The sequence below is a fragment of the Kribbella sp. NPDC050124 genome, from assembly GCF_044460355.1.
Lineage (GTDB): Bacteria > Actinomycetota > Actinomycetes > Propionibacteriales > Kribbellaceae > Kribbella.
In genome coordinates, this window is sequence record NZ_JBITJU010000037.1 from 38,109 (window position 1) to 61,000 (window position 22,892).

19 protein-coding genes are annotated in these 22,892 nt (G+C 67.7%); 5 read left to right on the forward strand and 14 right to left on the reverse strand.

The annotated features are described in order from the left end of the window. Positions 1-5: 5 nt before the first annotated feature. A complete protein-coding gene (locus ACIBL3_RS43805) occupies positions 6-1,268 on the reverse strand; it encodes an aromatic ring-hydroxylating dioxygenase subunit alpha (RefSeq protein ID WP_396359943.1) in 1,263 nt (420 codons plus the stop codon). A 370-nt stretch (positions 1,269-1,638) separates the two neighbouring features. On the opposite strand from ACIBL3_RS43805, the gene ACIBL3_RS43810 reads away from it, so the two are divergent. Continuing rightward, entirely contained in the window at positions 1,639-1,794 is a 156-nt protein-coding gene (locus ACIBL3_RS43810; protein WP_396359944.1) for a hypothetical protein, read from the forward strand. Positions 1,795-2,243: 449 nt separating this feature from the next. On the opposite strand, the gene ACIBL3_RS43815 is transcribed toward ACIBL3_RS43810, so the two are convergent. The 9 genes from ACIBL3_RS43815 to glyA all read right to left on the reverse strand — a co-directional run bounded on the left by ACIBL3_RS43815 (position 2,244) and on the right by glyA (position 14,112). After that, positions 2,244-3,608, reverse strand: coding sequence for an MFS transporter (locus ACIBL3_RS43815; RefSeq protein ID WP_396359945.1), 1,365 nt, complete (start codon positions 3,606-3,608; stop codon positions 2,244-2,246). Positions 3,609-3,797: 189 nt separating this feature from the next. Beyond that, the gene (locus ACIBL3_RS43820) at positions 3,798-5,372 is read right to left on the reverse strand and encodes a helix-turn-helix domain-containing protein (protein WP_396359946.1); all 1,575 of its coding nucleotides are present in this window, start codon (positions 5,370-5,372) and stop codon (positions 3,798-3,800) included. Positions 5,373-5,607: 235 nt separating this feature from the next. Next, entirely contained in the window at positions 5,608-6,474 is an 867-nt protein-coding gene (gene purU, locus ACIBL3_RS43825) for a formyltetrahydrofolate deformylase (RefSeq protein WP_396359947.1), read from the reverse strand. A gap of 14 nt (positions 6,475-6,488) precedes the next feature. Continuing rightward, on the reverse strand, positions 6,489-7,859 hold the full coding sequence (locus ACIBL3_RS43830) for an L-serine ammonia-lyase (protein WP_396359948.1): 1,371 nt from the start codon (positions 7,857-7,859) through the stop codon (positions 6,489-6,491). After that, positions 7,859-8,431 carry a sarcosine oxidase subunit gamma gene (locus ACIBL3_RS43835; RefSeq protein ID WP_396359949.1) on the reverse strand — a complete coding sequence of 191 codons (573 nt, stop codon included), beginning with the start codon at positions 8,429-8,431 and terminating at the stop codon, positions 7,859-7,861. The genes ACIBL3_RS43830 and ACIBL3_RS43835 overlap by 1 nt, the downstream gene beginning before the upstream one ends. Further along, on the reverse strand, positions 8,424-11,294 hold the full coding sequence (locus ACIBL3_RS43840; protein ID WP_396359950.1) for a sarcosine oxidase subunit alpha family protein: 2,871 nt from the start codon (positions 11,292-11,294) through the stop codon (positions 8,424-8,426). Before ACIBL3_RS43840 ends, ACIBL3_RS43835 begins: the two co-directional genes overlap by 8 nt. Then, positions 11,291-11,578: a sarcosine oxidase subunit delta gene (locus ACIBL3_RS43845; RefSeq protein WP_396359951.1), complete on the reverse strand. Its 288-nt coding sequence runs from the start codon at positions 11,576-11,578 to the stop codon at positions 11,291-11,293. The genes ACIBL3_RS43840 and ACIBL3_RS43845 overlap by 4 nt, the downstream gene beginning before the upstream one ends. Before the next feature lie 18 nt (positions 11,579-11,596). Next, positions 11,597-12,817: a sarcosine oxidase subunit beta family protein gene (locus ACIBL3_RS43850; RefSeq protein WP_396359952.1), complete on the reverse strand. Its 1,221-nt coding sequence runs from the start codon at positions 12,815-12,817 to the stop codon at positions 11,597-11,599. Continuing rightward, positions 12,814-14,112 (reverse strand): serine hydroxymethyltransferase, encoded by a 1,299-nt coding sequence (gene glyA, locus ACIBL3_RS43855; RefSeq protein WP_396359961.1) that lies wholly within the window; start codon positions 14,110-14,112, stop codon positions 12,814-12,816. Before glyA ends, ACIBL3_RS43850 begins: the two co-directional genes overlap by 4 nt. Before the next feature lie 67 nt (positions 14,113-14,179). Between glyA and ACIBL3_RS43860 the strand changes: the two genes are divergently transcribed. Further along, positions 14,180-14,872 carry a GntR family transcriptional regulator gene (locus ACIBL3_RS43860; RefSeq protein WP_396359953.1) on the forward strand — a complete coding sequence of 231 codons (693 nt, stop codon included), beginning with the start codon at positions 14,180-14,182 and terminating at the stop codon, positions 14,870-14,872. A gap of 52 nt (positions 14,873-14,924) precedes the next feature. Here ACIBL3_RS43860 and ACIBL3_RS43865 read toward each other — a convergent pair whose 3' ends face one another. The 4 genes from ACIBL3_RS43865 to ACIBL3_RS43880 all read right to left on the reverse strand — a co-directional run bounded on the left by ACIBL3_RS43865 (position 14,925) and on the right by ACIBL3_RS43880 (position 18,914). Beyond that, a complete protein-coding gene (locus ACIBL3_RS43865; RefSeq protein WP_396359954.1) occupies positions 14,925-15,827 on the reverse strand; it encodes a glycine betaine ABC transporter substrate-binding protein in 903 nt (300 codons plus the stop codon). Positions 15,828-15,888: 61 nt separating this feature from the next. After that, positions 15,889-16,809 carry an ABC transporter permease gene (locus ACIBL3_RS43870; protein WP_396359955.1) on the reverse strand — a complete coding sequence of 307 codons (921 nt, stop codon included), beginning with the start codon at positions 16,807-16,809 and terminating at the stop codon, positions 15,889-15,891. Next, a complete protein-coding gene (locus ACIBL3_RS43875) occupies positions 16,802-17,836 on the reverse strand; it encodes a betaine/proline/choline family ABC transporter ATP-binding protein (protein WP_396359956.1) in 1,035 nt (344 codons plus the stop codon). The genes ACIBL3_RS43870 and ACIBL3_RS43875 overlap by 8 nt, the downstream gene beginning before the upstream one ends. Positions 17,837-18,215: 379 nt before the next feature. Beyond that, the gene (locus tag ACIBL3_RS43880; RefSeq protein ID WP_396359957.1) at positions 18,216-18,914 is read right to left on the reverse strand and encodes a GntR family transcriptional regulator; all 699 of its coding nucleotides are present in this window, start codon (positions 18,912-18,914) and stop codon (positions 18,216-18,218) included. Positions 18,915-19,028: 114 nt separating this feature from the next. On the opposite strand from ACIBL3_RS43880, the gene ACIBL3_RS43885 reads away from it, so the two are divergent. Genes ACIBL3_RS43885 through ACIBL3_RS43895 form a run of 3 tightly spaced genes read left to right on the forward strand, consistent with a single transcriptional unit; the run spans position 19,029 to position 22,833 of the window. Then, positions 19,029-20,408 carry an NAD(P)/FAD-dependent oxidoreductase gene (locus ACIBL3_RS43885; protein WP_396359958.1) on the forward strand — a complete coding sequence of 460 codons (1,380 nt, stop codon included), beginning with the start codon at positions 19,029-19,031 and terminating at the stop codon, positions 20,406-20,408. Between the two features lie 11 nt (positions 20,409-20,419). Then, positions 20,420-21,319 carry a 4-hydroxy-tetrahydrodipicolinate synthase gene (gene dapA, locus ACIBL3_RS43890; RefSeq protein WP_396359959.1) on the forward strand — a complete coding sequence of 300 codons (900 nt, stop codon included), beginning with the start codon at positions 20,420-20,422 and terminating at the stop codon, positions 21,317-21,319. A 14-nt stretch (positions 21,320-21,333) separates the two neighbouring features. Continuing rightward, positions 21,334-22,833: an aldehyde dehydrogenase family protein gene (locus ACIBL3_RS43895; RefSeq protein ID WP_396359960.1), complete on the forward strand. Its 1,500-nt coding sequence runs from the start codon at positions 21,334-21,336 to the stop codon at positions 22,831-22,833. The last annotated feature ends 59 nt before the right edge of the window (positions 22,834-22,892 follow it).

Below are 22,892 nucleotides of genomic sequence, written 5' to 3' on the forward strand. Positions count from 1 at the left end.
CTCGGTCACGCGCTGATGTGCTCGTGCAGTCGGCCGATGTACCAGTTGACGAAGGCTTCGACGTCGTCCTCGACCAAGGAGTACGGACCGGGCTCGTAGCCTGGGCTCGTAATACCGTCCTGAGCCTTCGCGATGAGCGACCTGTCCTCGTTGTTCGTCGCTCGCCAGACCGTCGTCAGGGACTCGACGTCGTAGTCGAGGCCTTCGACCGCATCGCTGTGCACCAGCCAGGTGGTCCGCACAAGCGTCCGGTCCGGCCCCAGCGGCAGCGCCCGGAAGACCACCGCATGGTCGCTGAGGAAGTGGAACCAGGAGTTGGGCTGCATGTGCACGGACAGGTCGCCGAACCGGGGCTCGGCGATCGAGCCCATCAGCTGCTTGCAGACAGACTCACCACCCGGCCCGAAGGACGCTCCCGCTCCATCGAGTGGCAGGTGTGACACCTGGAACCCGGTCACCCGGGTGTCCAGTTCACGTCGCTCGTCCCGCGGGAAACGGGTCGCGGCGCAGACAGTCCACAGCTCTGTCGCGGCCGCCTGGTAGCGCTCGAAGACCGGTCGAAGGCGAGGCGGTACGTCGTCCTCGGAGTACCCGAAGAGCGGGAAGTAGGCACTCACCAGTTCCGGGTTCGAGGCGTCGCAGTGCTGGCACTCGCGGTTGTTCTCCAGCACGAGTTTCCAGTTGCCCTCGACAACAAGATCCTGTTGGAACCCGACCTTGGTGCTCCTGAGCCCATACCGAGTCAGGTAGGGCTCGAGGACGCCGGCCACTTCATCGAGGTCGGCCGGAGGTTCGTCCGACAGGCAGAGGAAAACCAGCCCGGACACGCTCCGCACGTTGACGGGTTTGAGGCCGAAACGTCCTTGGTCGAAGGTGGGCGGTTGTGACTCGGCGAAGATGAGGCTTCCGTCAGTGCGGTACGTCCACTGGTGATAGGGGCACACCAGGTTGCCGACCGCTCCGCAGGGCGCGTCGAGAATCTTCGACCCGCGGTGCCGGCAGACGTTGTGCCAGGCCCGCAGGTTGTCGTCGTCGCGTACGACGATGACCGAGAAGGGGCCGATGTCGACAGTGACGAAGTCCCCGGGCTCGGGGATCTCCGCCTCCGTCGCACAGAACAGCCAGTGCTTGGCAAAGATGGCCGCTACGTCGAGGTCGAAGATCTCACGGCTGGTGTAGAAGGGCGCGTCGAGGCTGTACCCAACGGCGCGACCCTTCACCAGGGACTCGATGTCGCTCAGCGACGTAGCTGTGTTCAAGGCAGTCAACCAGGCCGATCCGTTGTCTCGCTATGCGCAACTTCTACATCTAACGAGACAACTGTCAGTCGTCCCCCAAGGTCTTGTCAACCCTTCGATCAGCCGTCGAGCGACCAGTCCCGCGCGCTGAGTGGTGCTTCGATCGCGGCCGGGTCAGATGACGGCTATGCCCGGCCGGGCTTGCCAGGGATCACGTCGGTCCCGCGCACTGCTCGTGTCCGAAGTCAAAGCTCAGCATGAACGGAAGGCTCGCCCTCGGCGAAAGCCGACCTCGTGCGGTTCGGGCAGCGGCCGATTCCTTTGGTGGTGGCCGGGGTCTACATGAGAGAGATCGGGGCGGTCTCTCTCATGTATGCCGAGAAAGAAAGGCTGATCGCCAATGAGCGTTCGCGCGTCGATGCGCGCGCTGCAGCAGACGTCCCTCAACTGCCCGCAGGACATGTGCCTGATCACCGACGCGCCGGTGCCGAGCCCTGGTCAGGGCGAGGTCCTGATCCGCGTCACCGCCGCCGGCGTCAACTTCGCCGACATCTAAGGCCACGGCACGTTCGGGACCGGCCGCGGCCACCGTACCTGGCCGGTTTCGAGCCCGCTCCGAGCGGACGGCCGGTGGTGCTGGCCCCTACCGCCACCGGCATCTCCCGCTTGATCAAGTTCCACGATCCCGCGCTCGTCCCGACATTCGGCTTCCCGGACGCGCTCGCGGGCTGACCCGCTGACGAGTACATCCGGAGTCAGCCTGCTCGAACTCCAGACGTGTCGCGCCGCCTCGGCACGTTCCCGCAGCCAAGTGCCACTCCCCCGGATTTGCTCGAGAGCGGGCTACAACCTGCTCGCGTCGCGGTGTTGCTGCCGTCCACCGAGACGAGGGCGCCGGTGACATAGGCGGCCGCGGGGGAGGCGAGGAACGCGTACGGCGCCGCGATCTCGTCGACCGAGGCCCCTGCAGACGATCGAAGCCACGCTTGGCGTCGCCGACGTCTGCTAGTGGGCGTAGATGGAGGCGGTTTCGCTGAGGCTCTTTCCCTTGGTTTCGGGAGCCAGCCATTGCGACAACCCGGCTCCGGCAGCAGCCACGCCGGCGGCAACGAGCATGCTCGGGCCGGTCCCGAGGTTCTCCATGGACCATGGCAGGAGGAACGTGCCGAGGCCGGCCCCGATCCGGCTGACGGCGGCGGCGAAGCCGGTCCCGATGCCGCGGATCTCGGTCGGGAACACCTCACCCGGGTAGATGCTCGTCAGCGTGTTGTACATAGCGTTGAAGAACGAGAACAGGAGGAACAGGCACAGGACGACGATCGGCGGAGCTCCCGCCCAGAGGCCGATGATCGCGAGGAAGCCGGTGCACAGCCACTGCGGGGGGACGGTCAGCACGCGCCGGCCGGCCTTGTCGATCAACAGGACCGTGAGCACGACCCCGGCGGCAGCCAGGGCGGAGAGCCCGACCCCGCCCGCGAGTCCGCCGCTGAGGCCATACTTCTCCAGCACGCTGTCGGCGAACGTCGCGATCGCGAAGTACGGCGCGACGGCGCAGAACCAGAACCCCGACGTGAAGAGAGTCGCCCGCCAGTTCTGGCTCGAGAACAGCATCCCGAAGCCACCCGTCTTCGAGTCCTCGTGCTCGACATCGCTCATCTCGGCAGAACTCTCCATGTACCTGTGTGCCAGGACCCGAGCCTCCTCTCTGCGCCCCTGAGTCCACAGCCAGCGCGGCGACTCGGGCAGACCGAGCCGAGCCAGGAACAAGACCACCGCGATCAGGGTGCTCGAGCCGAGGATGGTGCGCCAGTGCAGGTCCGTCGCCTCGATCAGCAGGTGACCCATCAGGAACGCGACCATGAACCCGACGTACCACGCAATGATGGTCAGCCCGAGCATCCGTCCCCGCAGCCGGGCCGGAGCGAACTCGGACATCAGCGGCCAGCCGATGGAGTACTCGCCGCCGATCGCGACGCCCATCAGGAACCGCACCAGGACCAACTGCAGGGCCGAGTCGACGAAGAACTGCATGGCACCGGCGAAGAACTGCGCCGTCGACGCGACCACGAACAGGGCCATGTCGACCAGGAACAGCGGTTTGCGACCGAACTTGTCGGTGAGCCAGCCGCCCAGCGGTGAGCCGATGAAGATGCCGAACAACGGGGCGGCCGCGATCAGGCCGATCCAGAGATCCGAGAGGCCCAGATCGTCGCGCATCTCACTGGTCACCGGACCGACGATCCCGAGAATGTAGCCGTCGAGGAACATGCCGCCGATGAGTACGGCGATCAGTCTTCGCATGAAGCGTCGCTTGAACGCCGTGGAGACGTCGCTGGCCTCCGGAGTCTTGTCCTTCATGTTCGATGACATCAGCTCTTCTCCTTCTTCGATATTCGGTTGTCGCGAGGGGAGAGAAAAGGGTCAGCCGGCGATGGACGGGCGGCGGGCGGGTTGGTCGGTCGTCAACGCCGTCGACCGTGCTCAGCAGCGTGCAGTCGGGTCAGAACAGCGTCAACCGCCAGGACCGTCTGAGTCAGAACATGTTTCGCGTCGGCGCAGCTACGCGATCGCTGACAGGTGCGCGAGCATGAAGCGCCCGCAGTTGTCGATCTTGCTGCGCCAGGCTTCGACGGCGGTGCCCGGATCGTGGCGACGGATCTCGCGCAGGATGCGCTGGTCGTCGGCGAGGATCTCGTCCGTCGGGTAGCGGTAGCTCAGCCCGAAGATGGTGACGAAGATTCGCAGTTGGAGGGTGAGGCGGATGAACATCCAGCCGATCCGCGGCATGGCCGCCGCTCGCGCCAGCTCGTCCTGCAGATCCAGGTCGGCCATCCCGGCCTCGGGGAGGAGCCCGAGCTGATCGCAGCGGATGAGCTCCGCATAGTGCGCGTCGACGACCGGCGGCAGCATGATGCGAGCCGCCGCGAGCCGGCGAGCGATCGCTGTGCCCAGCAGGCCCCGTGCGGTGTAGGTCTCGATGACGTCGCGGGGCGTGGGAACGGGGAGCCGATACCGGCCGGCCCGTTTGTCGATCAGCGCTTCGTCCGCCAGCTGGGCGAGGACATCGGCGGCACGTCTGGACGAAAGACCTGACCGTTCGGCGATACTACGCACCGGGATGATCTCGCCGGCGCGCAGTGCGCCGGCGCTGATGGCGGCGCAGATACCTCGGCCGACCTGCAGGATGTCTCCGGCGGAAGGCTCGGTCTCCGCGAGAGCGGCCGTGCCCACGTCGGACGTCGACGAATCGGAGCTTCGTGACCAGACGAACTCGCGGGCACCCTCGCTTCTCGCCCGCCGAACGAGTCGCTGAAGGTCGCGGAGTTCTGCGAACTGCTGTGGTTCGATGGCATCGGCGACCTGGTGCACCATGCGTAACCAGCCCTCCCGGCTGACGGAGTGGGCTGTGATCTCCGGGTAGCGCGACAACCATTGCTGGGCCGCCCGGTCGAGTTCCACGTCGACGACCAGCGTGACGGCTTGCCTGGATGGGAGTCGTTCGGCGGCTCGGCGGAGCACGGCCGTGGCGTCCGTACCCTCACCGGAATCGCTCATCGCCGGCTGGCGGCACAACAGCGGGGCGCAGACGATGGTCTCCACGATGTCCACTCGGGCTGCCGGTGCCGGCGCGAGACTCGTGGCGGACCCGCTCGTCTCGTGGAACCCCAGAGCACATCCGAGCGGGTGGACGTCGACGTAGGTGATGATCGAAGGCGACAGATCCGGGCCGAAGGCAACAACGCCCGGTTCGAAGTAGCGGCGGCGGATCCGGCTCACAGTGGCCTGGCTGACGCCTACTGCTTCGGCGACTGTGCGAGTGGTCCACCGTCTCGCGCCTGGCGGCGGCTCGTCGAGCGTGCAGGTCAGGACGCGCTGAACGACATCGTCGGATGCCGAAGGGCGGCCGCTGCGAGCGGCGTCGTCGAGGCCGCCCATACCCGCGATCAGATAGCGCCGCCACCACTTCGCGGCCGTCGCCCTGCTCACTGAGGCTCGCCGAGCCGCCTCGGCCACACCTAGGTCGACGCAGTCGACAACGAGTCGGGCCCGGATCGCCACGCCTTGGGCAGTCTGCCGGGACTGTGCGGTCCGCAGCAGGATCTCGCGGTCGCCAGGTGAGAGTTGACCGGCCACGCAAACAGCATACTTTCTTTTGACTCAATTCGGCGGTGACGTCGAGCTGTGAGGCCAAGTGATACAAGGCGTCGCGCAACGGCTTACAGCCATGTCCCGCCCCAGACGTCGCCCATGGCAAATCCCTGGGGGCCCACACATTGCGGGGTGGCCTCGCGGCTCGCCAAGGAGGAGCCTGCGCAGGTCGTTGAGGTGCTCCTGGCACCAGGCGAGGCGTTCGGCCCTTTCAAATACGTCAGCGGAGGACGACAGTGCGGTTGCCGTGTAGCAGCACGCGCCCTTCGCAGTGCCAGCGCACGGCCTTCTGCAGCGCGCTTGCCTCGGCGTCCCGGCCGACGGCGACAAGATCTTCGGCGCGGTGCCCGTGGTCCACTTCGATCACGTCCTGAGCGATGATCGGTCCCTCGTCCAGGTCGGCGGTGACGTAGTGCGCGGTGGCACCCACCAGCTTCACGCCGCGGGCGTGGGCCTGGTGGTAGGGCTTCGCGCCTTTGAAGCTCGGCAGGAACGAGTGGTGGATGTTGATCACCCGGCCGTCGAGCCGGCGGCACAGCTCGTCCGAGAGCACCTGCATATAGCGCGCCAGCACCACCAGCTCCGCCTGGTACGTCGCCACCAGGTCGAGCAGCGCGCGCTCGGCATCGGGTTTGTTCGCCGGTGTCACGGGCAGGTGATGGAACGGTATGCCGTGCCAGTCGACGAGGCCCGCGTGATCACGGTGGTTGGAGACCACCGCGACGATCTCGATGGGGAGGTCACCGGTGCGGGCGCGGTAGAGCAGATCGTTGAGGCAGTGGTCGAGCTTCGAGACCATGACCAGCACTCGCCGGCGGTGGTCGGACCGCTCCAGCCGCCACGACATGGAGAACCGGGCGGCCACCGGGCCGAAGTCCTCCCGCAGTTGGTCAGTCACGTGCACACCGTCGGCCGCGGAGACGACGTGGACTCGCATGAAGAAGTGGTTCTCGAGGCGGTCACCGAACTGGAGGTTGTCGACGATGTCGCAGCCATGGTCCAGCAGGAACCCGCTGACGGCGTGGACGATGCCCGGCGACTCCGGGCAGTCGAGGGTGAGGACGTGTTCCACGGTTGCATCACTCATAGCAAACCTGCCGATCAGCACTCGATCACATTGACTGCGAGGCCGCCACGCGCGGTCTCCTTGTACTTGGTCTTCATGTCCCGGCCGGTGTCCCGCATGGTCTTGATCGCCTTGTCGAGACTGACCTTGTGACTGCCGTCGCCCTTGATGGCCAGGCGCGCGGCGTTGATGGCCTTGACCGAGGCGATCGCGTTCCGCTCGATGCACGGGATCTGCACCAGGCCGCCGATCGGGTCGCAGGTGAGCCCGAGGTTGTGCTCGATGCCCACCTCGGCGGCGTTCTCCACCTGCTCCGGCGTACCTCCGAGTACCTCGCACAGGCCGGCCGCGGCCATCGAGCAGGCCGAGCCCACCTCGCCCTGGCAGCCGACCTCGGCACCCGAGATCGAGGCATTGGTCTTGAACAGGACCCCCACCGCCGCGGCGGTGAGCAGGAAGCGCACTATGCCGTCCTCGTCGGCGCCCGGCACGAACCACACGTAGTAGTGGAGCACCGCGGGAATGATGCCGGCGGCACCGTTGGTGGGGGCCGTGACGATCCGGCCGCCCGCCGCGTTCTCCTCGTTCACCGACAGCGCGAACAGGTTGACCCAGTCCATCACGTGGAGCGGGTCCGGACCGGAGGATTCCGAGAGTGCCTGGAAGAGTCCCGGTGCTCGGCGCGGGACCTTCAACCCTCCGGGCAGAACGCCCTCGCGGTGGAACCCGCGGTCCACGCACTCCGACATCACGGACCACAGGTGCAGCATGCCGTCGCGGATCTCCTGCTCCGATCGCCAGGCCTGCTCGTTGGCGAGCATGACGTCGCTGATCGAGAGCTGCTCGCGGGCGCAGATCTCCAGCAGCTCATCGCCGGTGCCGAAGGGGAACTTCGTGGGGGTCTCGTCGTGCACGATCCGGTCGGAGCCGGCGGTCGACTCGTCGACCACGAACCCCCCGCCGACCGAGTAGTAGGTCTTCTCCAGCAGCGGTTTCCCGAACGCGTCGTACGCGGCGAAGGTCATTCCGTTCGGGTGTGCCGGGAGGCTGCGCCGGCGATGCATGACCAGGTCCTCATCGAGGTCGAACGGCACGGGATGAGTGCCGCCGAGCTGGAGCACAGGCTCGGCTCGTAGCCGGTCCAGCCGCCGGTCGGCACTGTCGGTGTCGACCGTCGCCGGATCCTCGCCTTCGAGCCCTAGGACCACTGCCTTGGGCGAACCGTGCCCGTGGCCGGTGGCGCCGAGCGAACCGAACAGCTCGGCACGCACGCGGGCAACGCCTGCCAGCAGGTCGGCCTCCGCGAGTCGTTCGGCGAAGATCTTCGCGGACCGCATCGGCCCCACCGTGTGAGATGAGGAGGGGCCGATGCCGACGGAGTAGAGGTCGAACGCGGAGAGCGCCATCAGGTGGTGAACTCCTGCATCGCATCCAGCAGCCAGCGGGCGACGTACTCGGCGAAACTCGAACGCGGCAGCAGCCGGTAGTGGTTGTCGTCGGTCTGCCAGAGCAGCACCGGCACCCTGGCGAGAGTGGTCATAACTGCGCGGCCCGGCCCGAACGAGCGAGGGTGAAGGTCCACGGGACAGCCCTTCTCGAGCACGGTGCGGGCCTGCGGACCGGTGAGCTCGATGACGGTCCGGTTGGCCGATACGTCCAGCGCCAGTCCAGGGTCCGCTCCGAGGGCGGCATCGAGCTGGTCGACCAGAGCAACCGGGTCGTTCGTGGTGACCACGAGCCACTCGTCCGGACCGAGCCACAGGATCTGCAGATCGCCGGTGCCGGTGGTCTGCCCGCACCCGGCCGGCGGCGGGGCCCCAAGGACGGCCGCGACCGGCACGGACGGGTCCACCCGCAGGCTGACCATCCCGAGGAAAGGCACCTCCGACAGGCTCACCGTGCCTTCGGCCGAGGCCGCGGCCATCCGGTCGGCAAGATGCGTCAGCGGGCTGCGCCGCAGCGTACTCAGGTCAGCCATCTCGCTTCGTCCCTTCGGGGTCGTACAGCACGGGTGAGGTCACTTCGACCTCCACCATCCGGTCGCCGACAGGGGCCAGGAGTACCTCGCCGAAGCGGTCGCGGCCGGACTTGACGAGCGCCAGACCAAAAGGCCGACCGAGCGCCTCACTGTGGTAACTCGAGGTCACGTGCCCGAGCATCGGCACCGGGCCGTCCGCCGCTGTCGTGGGCGAACCGGGAGCGACGAGCTGGGTTCCCTCGGGCAGCCGGGTGCTGCGGTCGACGGGCAGCACACCGACCAGGTGCTTGCGGTCGGTGCGCGAGGTGTCCGGGCGACTGTAGGAGCGTCGGCCGACGAAGTCCTTGACCTTCGAAACGACCCACTCCATGCCGGCATCCTGCGGAGTGACCGTGCCGTCGGTGTCCTGGCCGACGATCGGATAGCCCTTCTCCGCGCGCAGTACGTGCATGGTCTCGGTGCCGTACGGCGTGATCCCCAAGTGCTGCCCAGCGCCGTACACCTCCTCCCAGACTGCACGCCCGTACCAGCCCGGCACATTGATCTCGAAGGCGAGCTCACCGGAGAACGAGATGCGGCAGATCCGGGCCGGGATGCCGGACGCGAGCGTGGTCTCCCGGAAGGTCATGAACGGAAAGGCGTCGTTGGAGACATCGAGGTACGGCGCCACCTGTGCTACCACCTCGCGCGAACGCGGGCCGACGACAGCGACGGTGGTCCACTGCTCCGTGACCGACGTACAGACCACGTCCAGGTCGGGCCACTCGGTCTGCAACCACTCCTCGAGCCAGTCCAGGACGCCGGCGGCGCCACCGGTGGTCGTGGTCAAGAAGTAGCGGTCCTCGGCAAGCCGCAGCGTCACGCCGTCGTCGAACATCATCCCGTCCGGCGTGCACATGACGCCGTACCGCGCCGAGCCGATCGGTAGCTTCTTGAATGCGTTGGTGTAGATCCGGTTGAGGAACTCCCCCGCGTCCCTGCCGCGGATCTCAACCTTGCCCAGGGTGGAGGCGTCCATCATCGCCACGCCCTGGCGGGCGGCCCGGCACTCGCGCGCCACGGCCGCGTCCAGGTCTTCTCCGGCCTGCGGGTAATACCACGGGCGCAGCCATTGCCCGACGATCTCGAACTCGGCGCCGTGCTCGACGTGCCACGAGTGCACGGGCGTGGTCCGCTCGGGGTCGAACAGGTCCCCGCGCTCGCGTCCCGCGAACGCCGCGAACGGAATCGGGGTGTACGGCGCCCGATAGGTCGTCGTGCCGATCCCGCCGAGATCCGATTCGTTCAGGGCGGCCGCTATCACCCCGATGGCGGCGACGCCCGAGGTCTTGCCCTGGTCCTGACCAGTCCCGATCGACGTGTACCGCTTGACATGCTCGACGTTGCGCATGCCTGCTCCGGTGGCGCGCCAGACATCAGCGACGGTCTGGTCGCGCTGCAGGTCCACGAAGTGCTGGTCCCACTCGCCCGGCTCACCGTCGATGCCGGGGACCAACCAGACCGGTCGTACCGCTCCGTTCCAGCCGCCGGTGCCCCGGGGTGTGATCACCTCGGAGGGATATCCCTGACGACCGGCCGCCGCAATGCCGGCGACGCCTCCAGCGCCGAGGATCGCGTCGAGGCTGAACTCGCCGGCCGCGGAGCCGACCACGAACTGGTTGCGTACGGCCCCGAACGGGACGAAAGCGGCGATCCGGGCGTTCCAGTTCAGCCGCCCCTGCCGCTGACTGTGCAGGTGCACGACCGGGCTCCAGCCACCCGACACCGCCAACGTGTCGCAGGTGATCGTGGAGCATTCGCCCGCGAGCTGGCCTTGGGCGTCGAGCTTGCTGATCTCCACCGAGGACACCCGGGGGTCGCCATGGGTTGCCACCACAACGGCTGCCAGCTCCACGTGGACGCCGCAGGTGGCGGCCCGGTCCGACAGGGTCGGCCGCGTATCCAGTACGACGGGCACGTCGACGCCGGCCGCGACCAGGTCGGCGACGAGCTCGTACGCGCTGTCGTTGGTCGTGGCCACGACCACGCGGTCGCCGACGGTCACGGCGTACCGATTGAGGTAGGTACGCACGGCATCGGCCAACATGACGCCTGGCCGGTCGTTGCCGGCGAAAACGAGCGGCCGCTCGTGTGCACCGGTAGCGAGCACCACCTGACCCGCCCGGATGTGCCAGAGCCGCTGCCGCGAGAGATGAGCCGGGGGCTCGTCGAAATGGTCGGTCCGCCGCTCGACGGCCAGCACGTAGTTGTCGTCGTAGCTGCCGAACGCCGAGGTCCGGGCCAGCAGGGTGACCTCCGGGGACGCCTCGAGCCGGGCGATCACGTCGGCAACCCAGTCCAGCGCCGGCTTGTCGTCCACGCGCTCCCGGCTGCTGGACAACAGCGATCCGCCGAGCTCTGCCTGCTCGTCGAGGAGGATGACGCGCGCACCACCGGCCGCGGCCGCGTCGGCAGCCGCGAGACCGGCAGGGCCGGCGCCGATCACCAGGACATCCGTGTGGACGAACCGCTTGTCGTAGCGGGCCTCGTCCGGCGCAGGATCGAGATGTCCGAGTCCAGACAGAGTTTGCGCGCTGAGTCCATCCACCAGCGCCCGCACAGTGGCAGGCACCATCGGCTCAGAGCAGTCGCCGCCGATCTGAAGCAGTGCGTTCGGCTCCTCGACGCCCGCCGCCACGATGCCGCGGGGTCGGCCTCTGTAGATGGAGTCACCGACCCGACCCTGCCCATTGGCGAGCAGAGCGGACGCCACGGTGTCACCGGGATGGCCGACGTACTCCACGTCGTCGACGGTGAAGCGAAGCTCCCGGCTGCGGTCGATCCGACCGCCAACGGACAGCCGGTGGGACTGGGTCCCGGTCATTTGGCTCCTCCTGGCTGGGCGGCCGGAGCTGCCCCGATGTAGACCGCGTGCACCTCATACGTCGCGGTGTCACGGACGACGTTGAACCAGCGGCGGCAGCCGGCGCTGTGCGACCAGCGCTCCGCGAACCTGCCCTTGGGGTTGTCGCGGTAGAAGAGGTAGGCCGCCCACTCGTCGTCGGAGAGCGCGGACGGGTCCTCGGGATACGGCACGTGGGCTTCGCCGCCGTAGTGGTATTCGGTCTCGTCCCGTGGTCCGCACCAGGGACAGGTCAGCAGGAGCATCGGTCCTCCGCTCGGGCTTCAGTGGGCGACGGCGGCGGCGCCGTGCTCGTCGATCAGGGCGCCGGTGACGAATCGCTCCAGCGCGAACGGCCGGTTCAGCTCGTGCGGCTTCCCGGTGGCCATGGTGTGCGCCATCGCCCAGCCTGCCGCCGGCGTCGCCTTGAAGCCGCCGGTCCCCCAGCCACAGTTGACGTACAAGTTCTCGACCGGCGTCGGCCCGATGATCGGCGAGGCGTCCGGCGAGACATCGACGATGCCGCCCCAGGTGCGCAACAGGTGCGCGCGGGCGAAGATCGGGAACAGCTCGAGCGCCGCGGCCATCTGGTGCTCGATCACGTGGAACGAGCCGCGCTGTCCGTAGCCGTTGTATGAGTCGACGCCGGCGCCCATGACGAGTTCGCCCTTGTGCGCTTGGGAGACATAGACATGTACGTGGTTGGACATCACCACGGTCGGGTGAACGGGCTCATAGAGCTCGGACACCAACGCCTGCAGCGGGTGGGACTGCACCGGGAGCCGGAACCCGGCGAGTCCGGCCAGCACACTGCTGTGGCCGGCCGCGTTGAGCCCGATGACGTCGGCGTTGATCCGCCCGCGGGTGGTCTCGACGCCGACGACCCGGTTGCCGTCCTTGACGAAACCGGTCACCTCGCAGTTCTGGATCAGGTCGATGCCGAACTGGTCACACGCCCGGGCGAGCGCCCAGGCGACGTGGTCGTGCTTGGCGATCCCGGCCCGCGGCTGGAATGTTGCCCCGAGCACCGGATAGCGCACGTCCGGCGAGACATTGACGATCGGGCAGATCTTGGCCACGTCGTCGGGCTCGAGCCACTCGGCGTCGACCCCGTTGAGCCGGTTCGCGTTCACCCGCCGGTTGCTGTCCCGGACGTCCTGCAGGGTGTGCGCGAGGTTCAGCACCCCCCGCTGGCTGAACAGGAAGTCATAGTCCAACTCCGCGGGCAGCTGCTCCCAGAGCTTCAGGGCGAACTCGTAGATCGCAGAGCTCTCGTCCCACAGGTAGTTCGATCGGATGATCGTCGTGTTGCGGGCCATGTTCCCGCCCGCCAACCAACCCCTCTCGAGTACTGCGACGTTGGTGATGCCGTGGTTCTTCGCCAAGTAGTACGCAGTGGCCAGGCCGTGACCACCACCGCCGACGACGACGGCGTCGTACGACGACTTCGGGTCGGGATCGCGCCAGAGCCAGTCGGGGTGCTCCGGCAGATGTGGGCTGCTCATGCCGAGGCCTCCTCGACGGTAGCGAGGTGCGAGTAGAGGGGAAATTTGTCCGCCAGACTTTCGACCCGGCCACCGAGCTCCGCCGAACGGGCCTCATCCAGCGGGGCCGACAGGGCCGCCGCGATGACGTCCGCGACCTCGACGAAAGCAGTCGGGTCGAAGCCACGCGTCGCGAGCGCGGGGGTCCCGATTCGCAAACCCGAGGACACCATCGGCGGGCGGGGATCGAACGGCACCGCGTTGCGGTTCACTGTGATTCCGATCGTGTGCAGCCGGTCCTCCGCCTGCTGGCCGTCGAGCTCGGAGTTCCGCAGGTCGACAAGGACGAGGTGGACGTCGGTGCCGCCGGTCAGGACGGAGATGCCGGCGCGGGCGACATCGTCGGCGCTGAGCCGGTCGGCGAGGATGCGGGCGCCCTCGAGGGTGCGCTCCTGGCGGTCCCGGAACTCCTGGCTCGCGGCCGCCTTGAAGGCGACCGCCTTGGCCGCGATGACATGCTCGAGCGGTCCGCCCTGCTGGCCCGGGAAGACCGCCGAGTTGATCTTCTTCAGCAGCTCCGGCCGGCACAGGATCACGCCGCCGCGCGGGCCGCCGAGAGTCTTGTGCGTGGTGGTGGTGACGACGTCGGCGTGCGGCACGGGATTGGGGTGCAGGCCGGCGGCGACCAGCCCGGCGAAATGGGCCATGTCCACCATCAGGTAGGCGCCGACGAGGTCGGCGATCCGCCGGAACTCGGCGAAGTCCAGTTGGCGCGGGTACGCCGACCAGCCGGCCACGATCAGCTTGGGCCGATGCTCGAGTGCGAGCCGCTCGACCTCGGCCATGTCGACCCGGAAGTCGGTGTCGCGCACGTGGTAGGGCACGACGTCGTACAGCTTGCCGGAGAAGTTGATCCGCATGCCGTGCGTCAGGTGACCACCGTGGGCGAGGTCGAGGCCGAGGATGGTGTCGCCAGGCTCCAGCAGGGCGACCATCGCGGCAGCGTTCGCCTGGGCCCCGGAGTGCGGCTGGACGTTCGCCGCTTCGGCACCGAACAGCGCCTTCACCCGGTCGATCGCGAGCTGCTCGACGACGTCGACGTGCTCGCAACCGCCGTAGTACCGCCGGCCCGGGTAACCCTCGGCGTACTTGTTCGTCAGCACCGAGCCTTGAGCCTGCATCACGGCGAACGGTGCGAAGTTCTCCGACGCGATCATCTCCAGCGTCGACTGCTGCCGGTGCAGCTCGGCGCTGATGGCGTTGTGGATCTCAGGGTCGAACGCGGCAAGGTCGAGGTCGAGGGATGCGGTCACGATGCGGGCCTCCACTGATGCACGATTGAAAACCTACTGATATATCAATTGTTCAGGTAACGTACGGCACATGTCGGAGTCCGTCAACATGTCCCACGGCCTGAGCAGCGGCGCCGCGGCAGGCGATGCGGCCGAATCGCTGGCCGGCCGTGCGTACCGTGAGATCCGCGACCGCTTGGTGATGCTCGACATCCGTCCTGGCAGCCCGATCAACGAGGATCAGTTGGGGGCCTCGCTGGGCATCGGCCGCACGCCGGTGCGGGAGGCCCTGAAGAGGCTCGCGCATGAGCGGCTGGTCGTCGCCTACCCGCGTCGCGGGACGTTCGCCACGGACGTCAACATCACCGATCTGGCCCACATCTCCGAGGTGCGCCAGCATCTGGAGCCACTCGCGGCCGCGAGCGCCGCGCGCCGAGCCACTGCACCTGAGCGTGCCTCGCTCCACGAGTTGGCCGAAACGCTCCGATCGGAGGCAGTGTCGCGGATGGGCGCGCGGGACCTGATGCGCCTGGACCTGGAAGCACACCGCGCGCTGTACGCGGCGACGCACAACCCACACCTCGAGGACACCCTCGTTCATTACGACAACCTTGCGAACCGGATCTGGTGCCTGTTCATCAACCGCCTGCCCGGCATGGCCGGCCACATCACTGAGCACAGTCCACTCCTGAATGCGGTGGTCTCTGGTGACGCGGACGCAGCAGCTGGGCTGGCTCGCGAACACGTGGTCCACTTCGAGCAAGAAGTCCGGGCATTGCTCTGACCCCGTATCGCCCCACGGCGGCTGGCGCCGCAGGGCAACACAGGGACAGGCGCTACTTCTTCGCGGCCCAGCCGTCGACGGCGGCCTGGTTCTCGGTGATCCAGCCCTGGACGGCGGTGTCTTCCTTGCCCTGGCCGGCGTCGGTGATCTTCAGCATGAGCGTGGCGAGCTGCTGTTCGGTCATGTGGAAGGTCTTCCACTGGTCCACGACCGCCGAGTTGCCGGCGAAGTCCTTGCTGACGACGGTCTTGTAGGTGTCGTTGCCCGGATAGGCCTTCTTGTCGTCCTGGAGCATGGTGATCGGATACCGCTCGAACGCCCAGTGCGGCGTCCACAGCGTCACGGCGATGTTCTTCTTCGCCTTGATCGCCTTGTCCAGCGCGGCCAGCATCGCCGGCGTGCTGCCATCGATGATCTTGTAACCGGACAGGTCGTAGGTCTTCGTCGCGTCCTGACTCGTCTGCCGCATCAGCCCGGACCCGGCCTCGATCCCGACGATCTGGCCGCCGAACGTGCTGGCCTTGCCCTCCAGATCGCTGAGCGTCTTCAGGCCCGAGTAGTTCGGTACGGCGATTCCCTGCAGCAGAGTGTCGTACCACTGGCGGATGCTGGTGAAGTCCTTGCCGAACCGGTCCCAGTAGTCCTTGTGCGTGATCGGGACCCCGCCGAAGAAGACGTCGAGCTGGCTGTTGGCGACACCTTGGTACACGGTGGCGACCTCGAGTTGCTGCATCTCGACCTGGTAGCCCTGTTTCTCGAGCATGTTCTTCCACAGGTAGCTGACCGCGATCACTTCGTCGAACGGGACGTACCCGATCGTGACGGACTTGTCGTCGCCGCCGCTGTTCGAGCCGACCGACTGCGTGTTTCCGCTGCAGGCGGCGAGCAGCATGGCGACCGCGAGAGCGAGCACCGCCATCAGCCGCGGCGTACGTCGCCTTCTGAGGTGGGACATAGGTGTTCCTTTCAGGAGTTTGGTGCGCGACCGGGTCAGGGGTTGGTGCGCGACCGGGCGTTCAGGCGTGGATCTGGGCGGGAGCCGCGGCCGGCTGTGGGTCCGGCGTCGGCTCGGGCTCCGCGACCTTGGTGACACCGGTACGGCGAGTGCGCCGGCGGCCCCGCTCACGGGGGAATGCCCCGGTGACGCGGTCCAGGTACATGGCCAGGAAGACCACGGCCAGGCCGCCTTCGAAGCCGACGCCGATGTCGAGCCGGCTGATGCCGGTGACCACCACCGAGCCGAGGCCGCCGGCACCGACAAGCCCGGCAATGACCACCATGGACAGGGACATCATGATGACCTGATTGAGGCCGGCCATGATGGACGGGACGGCGAGCGGGAGCTGCACCTGCCGCAGGGTCTGGGCGGGCGTCGCACCGAAGGCGGTGGCCGCTTCCACCATCTCCTTGTCGACCTGGCGGATGCCGAGCTCGGTCAGCCGCACCGCCGGCGGGATCGCGAAGATGAAGGTGGCGACGACGCCGGGGACGAGGCCGATACCGAAGAAGAAGACCGCCGGGATCAGGTAGACGAACGCGGGCAGCGTCTGCATCAGGTCGAGGATTGGGCGCATGACGTGGTTGGCCGCGCGGCTCCTGGCCGCCCAGATCCCGGCCGGGATCCCGACGGCGACCGCGAGCATCGAGGCCACGATCACCACGGCGAGGGTCTCCATCGCTTGCGTCCAGAGCTGCATGCCTTGGATGAGGAGCAGCCCGGCGAGCGAGAAGACAGCGAGACCGATACCGCGGGCCCACAGCGCCAGACCGGTTGCCGCGGCGGCGATGACGAGCGGGTGCGGTGCGGTGAGGGCCTGCAGGATGATGTCGACGCACCACAACATGACCGCGGACACGGCGTCGAAGAAGGGCGCGAGGTTCTCGCGCATCCAGTCGACGACCTGCTCGGTGGCGTCTCCTACCGGGATGTCACGCATGGCTGACACTCCTGTCCGTGGTCAGGGCCTGGAGGAGGGCTGTACTGGAGATCTCGCCGACGAGCCGGCCGGAGTCGTCCAGCACGCACACTGGCGTACCGTCCTCGCCGACGAGGGGGAAGATGTCCATCAGCCGGGTGTTCCTCTCAACAGTGGCGAAGTTCGCCAGATCCAGACCGCGCAGCGAGCTCGATGGCTCGCACATGACACGTTCCGCGGTGACGACCCGGGAGCGGTCGACATCGGAGACGAAGTCGGCGACGTAGTCGTCGGCCGGGTTCGACAGAATCTCCGATCCGGTGCCGAGCTGGATCAGCTTGCCGTCCCGCATGACCATGATTCGCTCGCCGAGCCGCATGGCCTCGTTCAGGTCATGGGTGACGAAGACGATCGTCTTCTTGAGCTGGCTCTGCAGGTCCAGGAGCAGGTCCTGCATGTCTCTGCGAATGAGTGGGTCCAGCGCGCTGAAGGGCTCGTCCATGAGGAGCACCTCGGCATCGGTGGCCAGCGCCCTGGCCAGCCCGACGCGCTGTCGCATGCCGCCGGACAATGCGGACGGCAGCTCGTGTCCCCACTCCTTCAGGCCGACCCGGCTCAGCGCCCAGTTCGCGCGCTCGGCCCGCTCGCCGGCCGCGATGCCACGGATCTGCAGGCCGTACCCGACGTTCTCCACGAGTGTGCGGTGCGGGAAGATCGCGAAGTGCTGAAACACCATGTTGAGGGTGTTGTTCCGCAGCCGGCGAAGTTCGCCAGGGGCAGCCGAGCTGATCTCGACACCGTCCACAGTCACGGTCCCGGCGGTCGGCTCCACCAATCGGTTGAGCATTCTCAGCAGCGTCGACTTGCCTGATCCGGACAGGCCCATGATGACGAACAGCTCGCCGCGGGCCACATCGAAGGACACGGAGTCGACCGCCGGCCGTCGCCCGGTGTCACTCGGCTTGCGCCGGCGCCAACTGCGCTCGCGCTCGGCCTGGTAGACCTTCGTGAGGCCGCGCGCCTCGATCATCGGTGTGGGCGATGCCATCTCGTTCTCCCTGGTCGTTTCCATCGGCGCGGCGCACCTGGGCGGGCGCTGCACCGTCCTGGCGGCGTGGGGCGGGCTGTGATGCGCGTCTCAGCCATGACCATAAGATGTGATCACAGATCTCACAAGCGCTAACTCAATCTTTCTTCGCATCGGTTTCCGGAGTGACAATTTGGGTCCGGTCAGCGGCACGCAGTAGCCGGGTCACGCGCACGTCCAGCCAAAGCTCAGGGTGCGACCCGCGGTATGGGGCGCGACCGCAGCGATGACTCGGGGCGCGACTCAGCGGCGGCCCGCGACTGAGTTACGCCGCTGGGTCGCGCGGAGAGGCCGCCATCACCCGTTGGTGGCGGCTCCGACTCTGGTCAGGTCGCCGCGCTCAGAACGCGCCGACGTTCTCCTCGTCGTCCTGCACGGCCAGGAGCGCCCTGATGCGCAGCGTCGCGTTGTCGAGAGAGGCATCGGACACCGTCCGGGCGGCGACGCCGTCCTGCTGACGCGCAGCAGCGACCAACCGCTTCTGGTACCGCCACAGCGAGTCCTCGCCTTCGGCGTACAGCGTCCCCTGGGCACCCACGATCTTGTAAGCGCGACAGCGCTGCCAGAGCGTCCTGATCATGTTGACCAGCACGGGATTTCCGGCGGCGTCGTAGAGAATCGCCAGCAGCGACTCATCATGGTCGAGGATGTCGACCACACGCCGCTCGGTGATTGCAGTCACCATCGCGTCGTACTCGGCCTGCATCGCGTCGCAGTCTTCGGCCGTGATCCGCTCAGCACCCAGCCGTGCCGCTTCGCCCTCCAGCAGCCGGCGTACGCCGTACACGTGCACGAGCTCTTGCAGCGTCAGCCCCTTCACCACCGCCCCTTTGTGGGGCTCCCGCTCGGCCAGCCCCGCTTCCTCGAGCCGACGGATCGCCTCACGGACGGGCATGACGCTGGTGCCCACCTGGGCGGCCAGATCCCGGACCCTCAGGCGGGAGCCGGCGGGCAGTTCGCCGCTGATGATCGACTCGTGGAGAACGGCGTAGACCTGGTCGGTCAGCAGGGTCGGCTCCAGCCGCTTCGAAAGGGTCACAGGATCAAAGATAGACACTTCCGGGCCCTCGCGTCTCACCTCTTGCGTGATCTGTGATCACAAACTACGGTTCCGTGGGAAGCACCACCGGGGAATTACGTAGAAGGGCACCTCATGAGAGATGTCGTGATCGTTGGGGGCGGCATCGCCGGTCTGGCCGCGGGCTGGCGCCTTCGGCACTGGGACACCCTGCTGCTCGAGTCCGGGGACCGCGTCGGCGGCCGGATCCGGTCCGAGCGCCGGGGCCAGTACTGGCTCAACTGGGGCGGGCACATCTACGCAGGCGGCAACTCGTCGACGGCCTGGCTGTTCCAGGACACCGGCATCGACTCGGTCGCGGTGCCTGGTTCACTCACGGGCCTCGCGATGAACGGCAAGTTGCTGATGAACGGCCGCGTGGAGACCTACCCGTTCCGGATCCCGATGTCGTGGTCCTCCCGGCTGGCGCTGATCAAGGCCGGAGCCAAGGTCAGGCTCGCGGTGGCCAGGTACGCGAGGATCGTCGAACTCCGCGCCGGCGAGGACGAAGCCGCCCGCCAGCAGCGCGTCTACGACTTCATGAACGACCGCAGCTTCGCCGACTTCGTCGGGGAACTCTCCGAGGACGCCGAAGCTTTGTTCAAGCCCACGGTCACCCGCTCGTCCGGGGATATGCACGAGATGTCCGCAGGCGCCGGCGTCGGCTACTTCAGCCTGGTCTGGAACATCGGCGCCGGACTGTCCCGAAGCATCCTCGGCGGCCCGTCGACGCTGACCGAAAGCATCGGCGCGGCCCTCTCGGACCGTGTGCAGTTGGACGCCACGGTCGCCGAGGTGGTCCAGAAAAGGCACTCTGTGCTCGTCCGCTACCGGCAGCATGGGGTCGAGCACGAAGTCGAGGCTCGTTGCGTCGTCCTCGCCACTCCCGCGACCGTGAGCCACCGCGTAGGGGTCGACCTGGACCTCGACGTCCGGGAGGCGCTGTCGAAGATCGTGTACGGGCCTTACGTGAGCGCCGCCTTCCTCACCAACGAGACCGAGCACCAGGTCTGGGACGACGCCTACGCCATCGCGACGCCGAAGCGCTCGTTCAACGTGGCGCTCAACATGTCGAACATCGCCCGCGGCTACGAGGCCGAGCGGCGTCCCGGGAGCAGCATCATGACGTTCTCACCGGCGAGCCTGGCGCGCGATCTCCTCGAACTCGACGACGACGAGATCCGCAAGACCTACCTCGACGACCTGGACCAGGTGCTACCCAACTTCGCCGACCACGTCGTCGAGGCCGAGATCCAGCGCTGGCCTACCGGTGCGCCGTATTGCTTCCCGGGGCGAGGCACGCTGCAGCCGGTCCTGACCCGAGACACCGGCCGTGTCTTCCTGGCCGGCGACTACCTCGGGACGCTCTACACCGAGACCGCCATCCACACCGGGCTCTCGGCCGCACAGCAAGCCCAGAGCCTGCTCGCCACGGACAGGCAGGGCGTCCGCCACCTGTCCTCGTCCGGACGCTAGGAGACAACGAAATGACCGCACAGCTGAGCGGAATCCTGACCGCCCTCCTCACCCCCTTCACCTCGAGCGGCCAGATCGACGAGGAGAACCTTCGCCGATCGGTCGACCGCAACATCCATGCAGGCGTCGACGGCGTCGTCGCCTGTGGCTCCACCGGCGAGTTCGCCGCGCTGAGCGCCGCGGAACGCCGGTTCGTGGTGGAGACCGTGGTCGACCAGACAGCCGGCCGGGTTCCGGTCGTCGCACAGACCGGAGCCGTCAGCACCGCTGAAGCGGTGGAACTCTCCCGGCACGCGGAGGAGGCCGGAGCCACCGTCCTGATGGTCGTCACGCCGTACTACGAGCCCCTGACGCTCGACGAGACACTGCGGTACCTGCGGACCGTTGCCGGCGCCGTCGACATCCCGATCATGCTCTACAACCTCCCCGTTGCCACCGGCATCAACCTGGCTCCGGCGACCGTCGGCGCACTGGCTCGCGAGGTCGAGAACATCCAGTACATCAAGGACACCAGCGCCGACCTGGCGCAGGCGGGCCAGCTGATCCACAACTACGGAGACGTCGTCTCGACCTTCGTCGGCTGGGACAGCCTGCTACTGGCCGCCTTGAGCGAGGGCGCCGCGGGCGTCATGGCCGGCACCGCCAACGTGATGGCCGCCGAACTGGTCTCCATCCACCGGGCTCTCGCCGCGGGTGACCTGAACCGGGCGCGGGCCGAGTGGGAGCAGATCTACCCCCTGATGGACGCGATCATGAACGCCCCCTTCATCCCCGCCGTCAAGGCGGCGGTCGCGGCCCAGGGATTCCCGGCGGGAAGCCCGCGCGCGCCGTTCCTCGACCTCGACCCCGCCACCGCGGCGACGATCTCCGCCCTCGCCGCGGCTCTTCCGCAGCCGGCCCCGGCCCTCTGAAGGATGGAATTCCGATGACGATCACCAACGACATTGCGGTACGACGCGTCCAGGACGCCACGCCCCTGATCGACGCAACCGATCTGCCGCCGGCGCAGCACTTCATCAACGGCTCGTTCGAGGCGGGCCGGGCGAGCGAGCTGATCACGATCGTCGACCCGTCCACCGCAGAGATCATTGCGCACTCCCCCGCCGGCACGGTCGAGGATGTCGACCAAGCGGTGGCGGCCGCGGTTGCGGCCCGGGCGGAGTGGGCGCAACTGGTGCCGAAGGCCCGGTCGGAGGTCCTGCACCGGATCGCGGACCGCCTGGCCGAGAACGCCGACCTGCTCGTCCGGCTCGAGTCGGCCAATACTGGCAAACCATTTGCGGTCTCCCAGGAGGACGTCGACGGCACCGTCGACACCTTCCGCTTCATGGCAGGCGCCCTCCGCGCGACCACCACGATGGCCGCCGGCGACTACGCCGAGAACCACCTCTCGGTCATTCTGCGCGAGCCGCTCGGGGTCGTCGGCGTGATCACGCCCTGGAACTACCCGTTGCTGATGGCGGCCTGGAAGATCGCACCGATCCTCGCGGCCGGAAACACCCTGGTCATCAAGCCGTCGGAGCAGACTCCGCTGACGACGCTGAAGCTCGCTGAGCTGGTCGCCGACCTCCTGCCGCCCGGCGTTCTGAACGTGGTGACCGGCTACGGGCCGGTGGTGGGCGCACGGCTGGCTGCTCACCCCGCGATCGACATGATCGCCCTCACCGGCTCGGTCAACAGCGGCCGGGCCGTGGCGCGCAGCGCCGCGGACACCCTCAAGCGGGTGCACCTCGAACTGGGCGGCAAGGCGCCGGTCGTCATCTTCGAGGATGCCGACCTCAAGGCAGCCGCGGCATCTCTCCGCGTGGCGAGCTTCTGGAACTCCGGCCAGGAGTGTGGCGCGGCCTGCCGCGTGCTGGTGCACGAATCGGTCGCCGCCAAGTTCGTGGATCAGCTCGTCGCCGAGGTGGCGGGCATCGTCGTCGGCGAACCCGGGGCCGGTGACGATGTCGAAATCGGCCCGCTGGTCTCCGAGGCCCACTTCAACCGCGTGATGGGCTACCTCGACCGGGCCAGGCAGCGCGGTGTCCGCGCCGCCATCGGCGGTGGCGCCATCGAAGGCCGCGGGTACTTCGTGGCCCCCACCGTGCTGGTCGACGTACCGGACGGCGACGAGTGCACCCGGGCGGAGATCTTCGGACCGGTGGTCACCGTCGAGACATTCGCCGACGCCGGCGAGGCTGTCCGCCGCGCGAACGACGTACCGCTCGGCCTGTCCGCCTCGGTCTGGACGGAGAACGCCCGCCGCAGCCACAACATCGCCTCACAGCTCGACGCCGGCACGGTCTGGGTCAACTCCCACCTCGTCCTGGCCAACGAGGTCCCCTGGGGCGGCTTCAAGGGCTCAGGCTACGGCCGCGACCTGTCCATCTACGCCCTCGACGACTACCGCTGCGTGTCAAGATTTTTGAGGCGGGTTGGTTAGGGATTCATTGAGTCAACCGAGTTCTCCTGCTGCTGGCCTTCGGTGGGTTTGTTGATCCA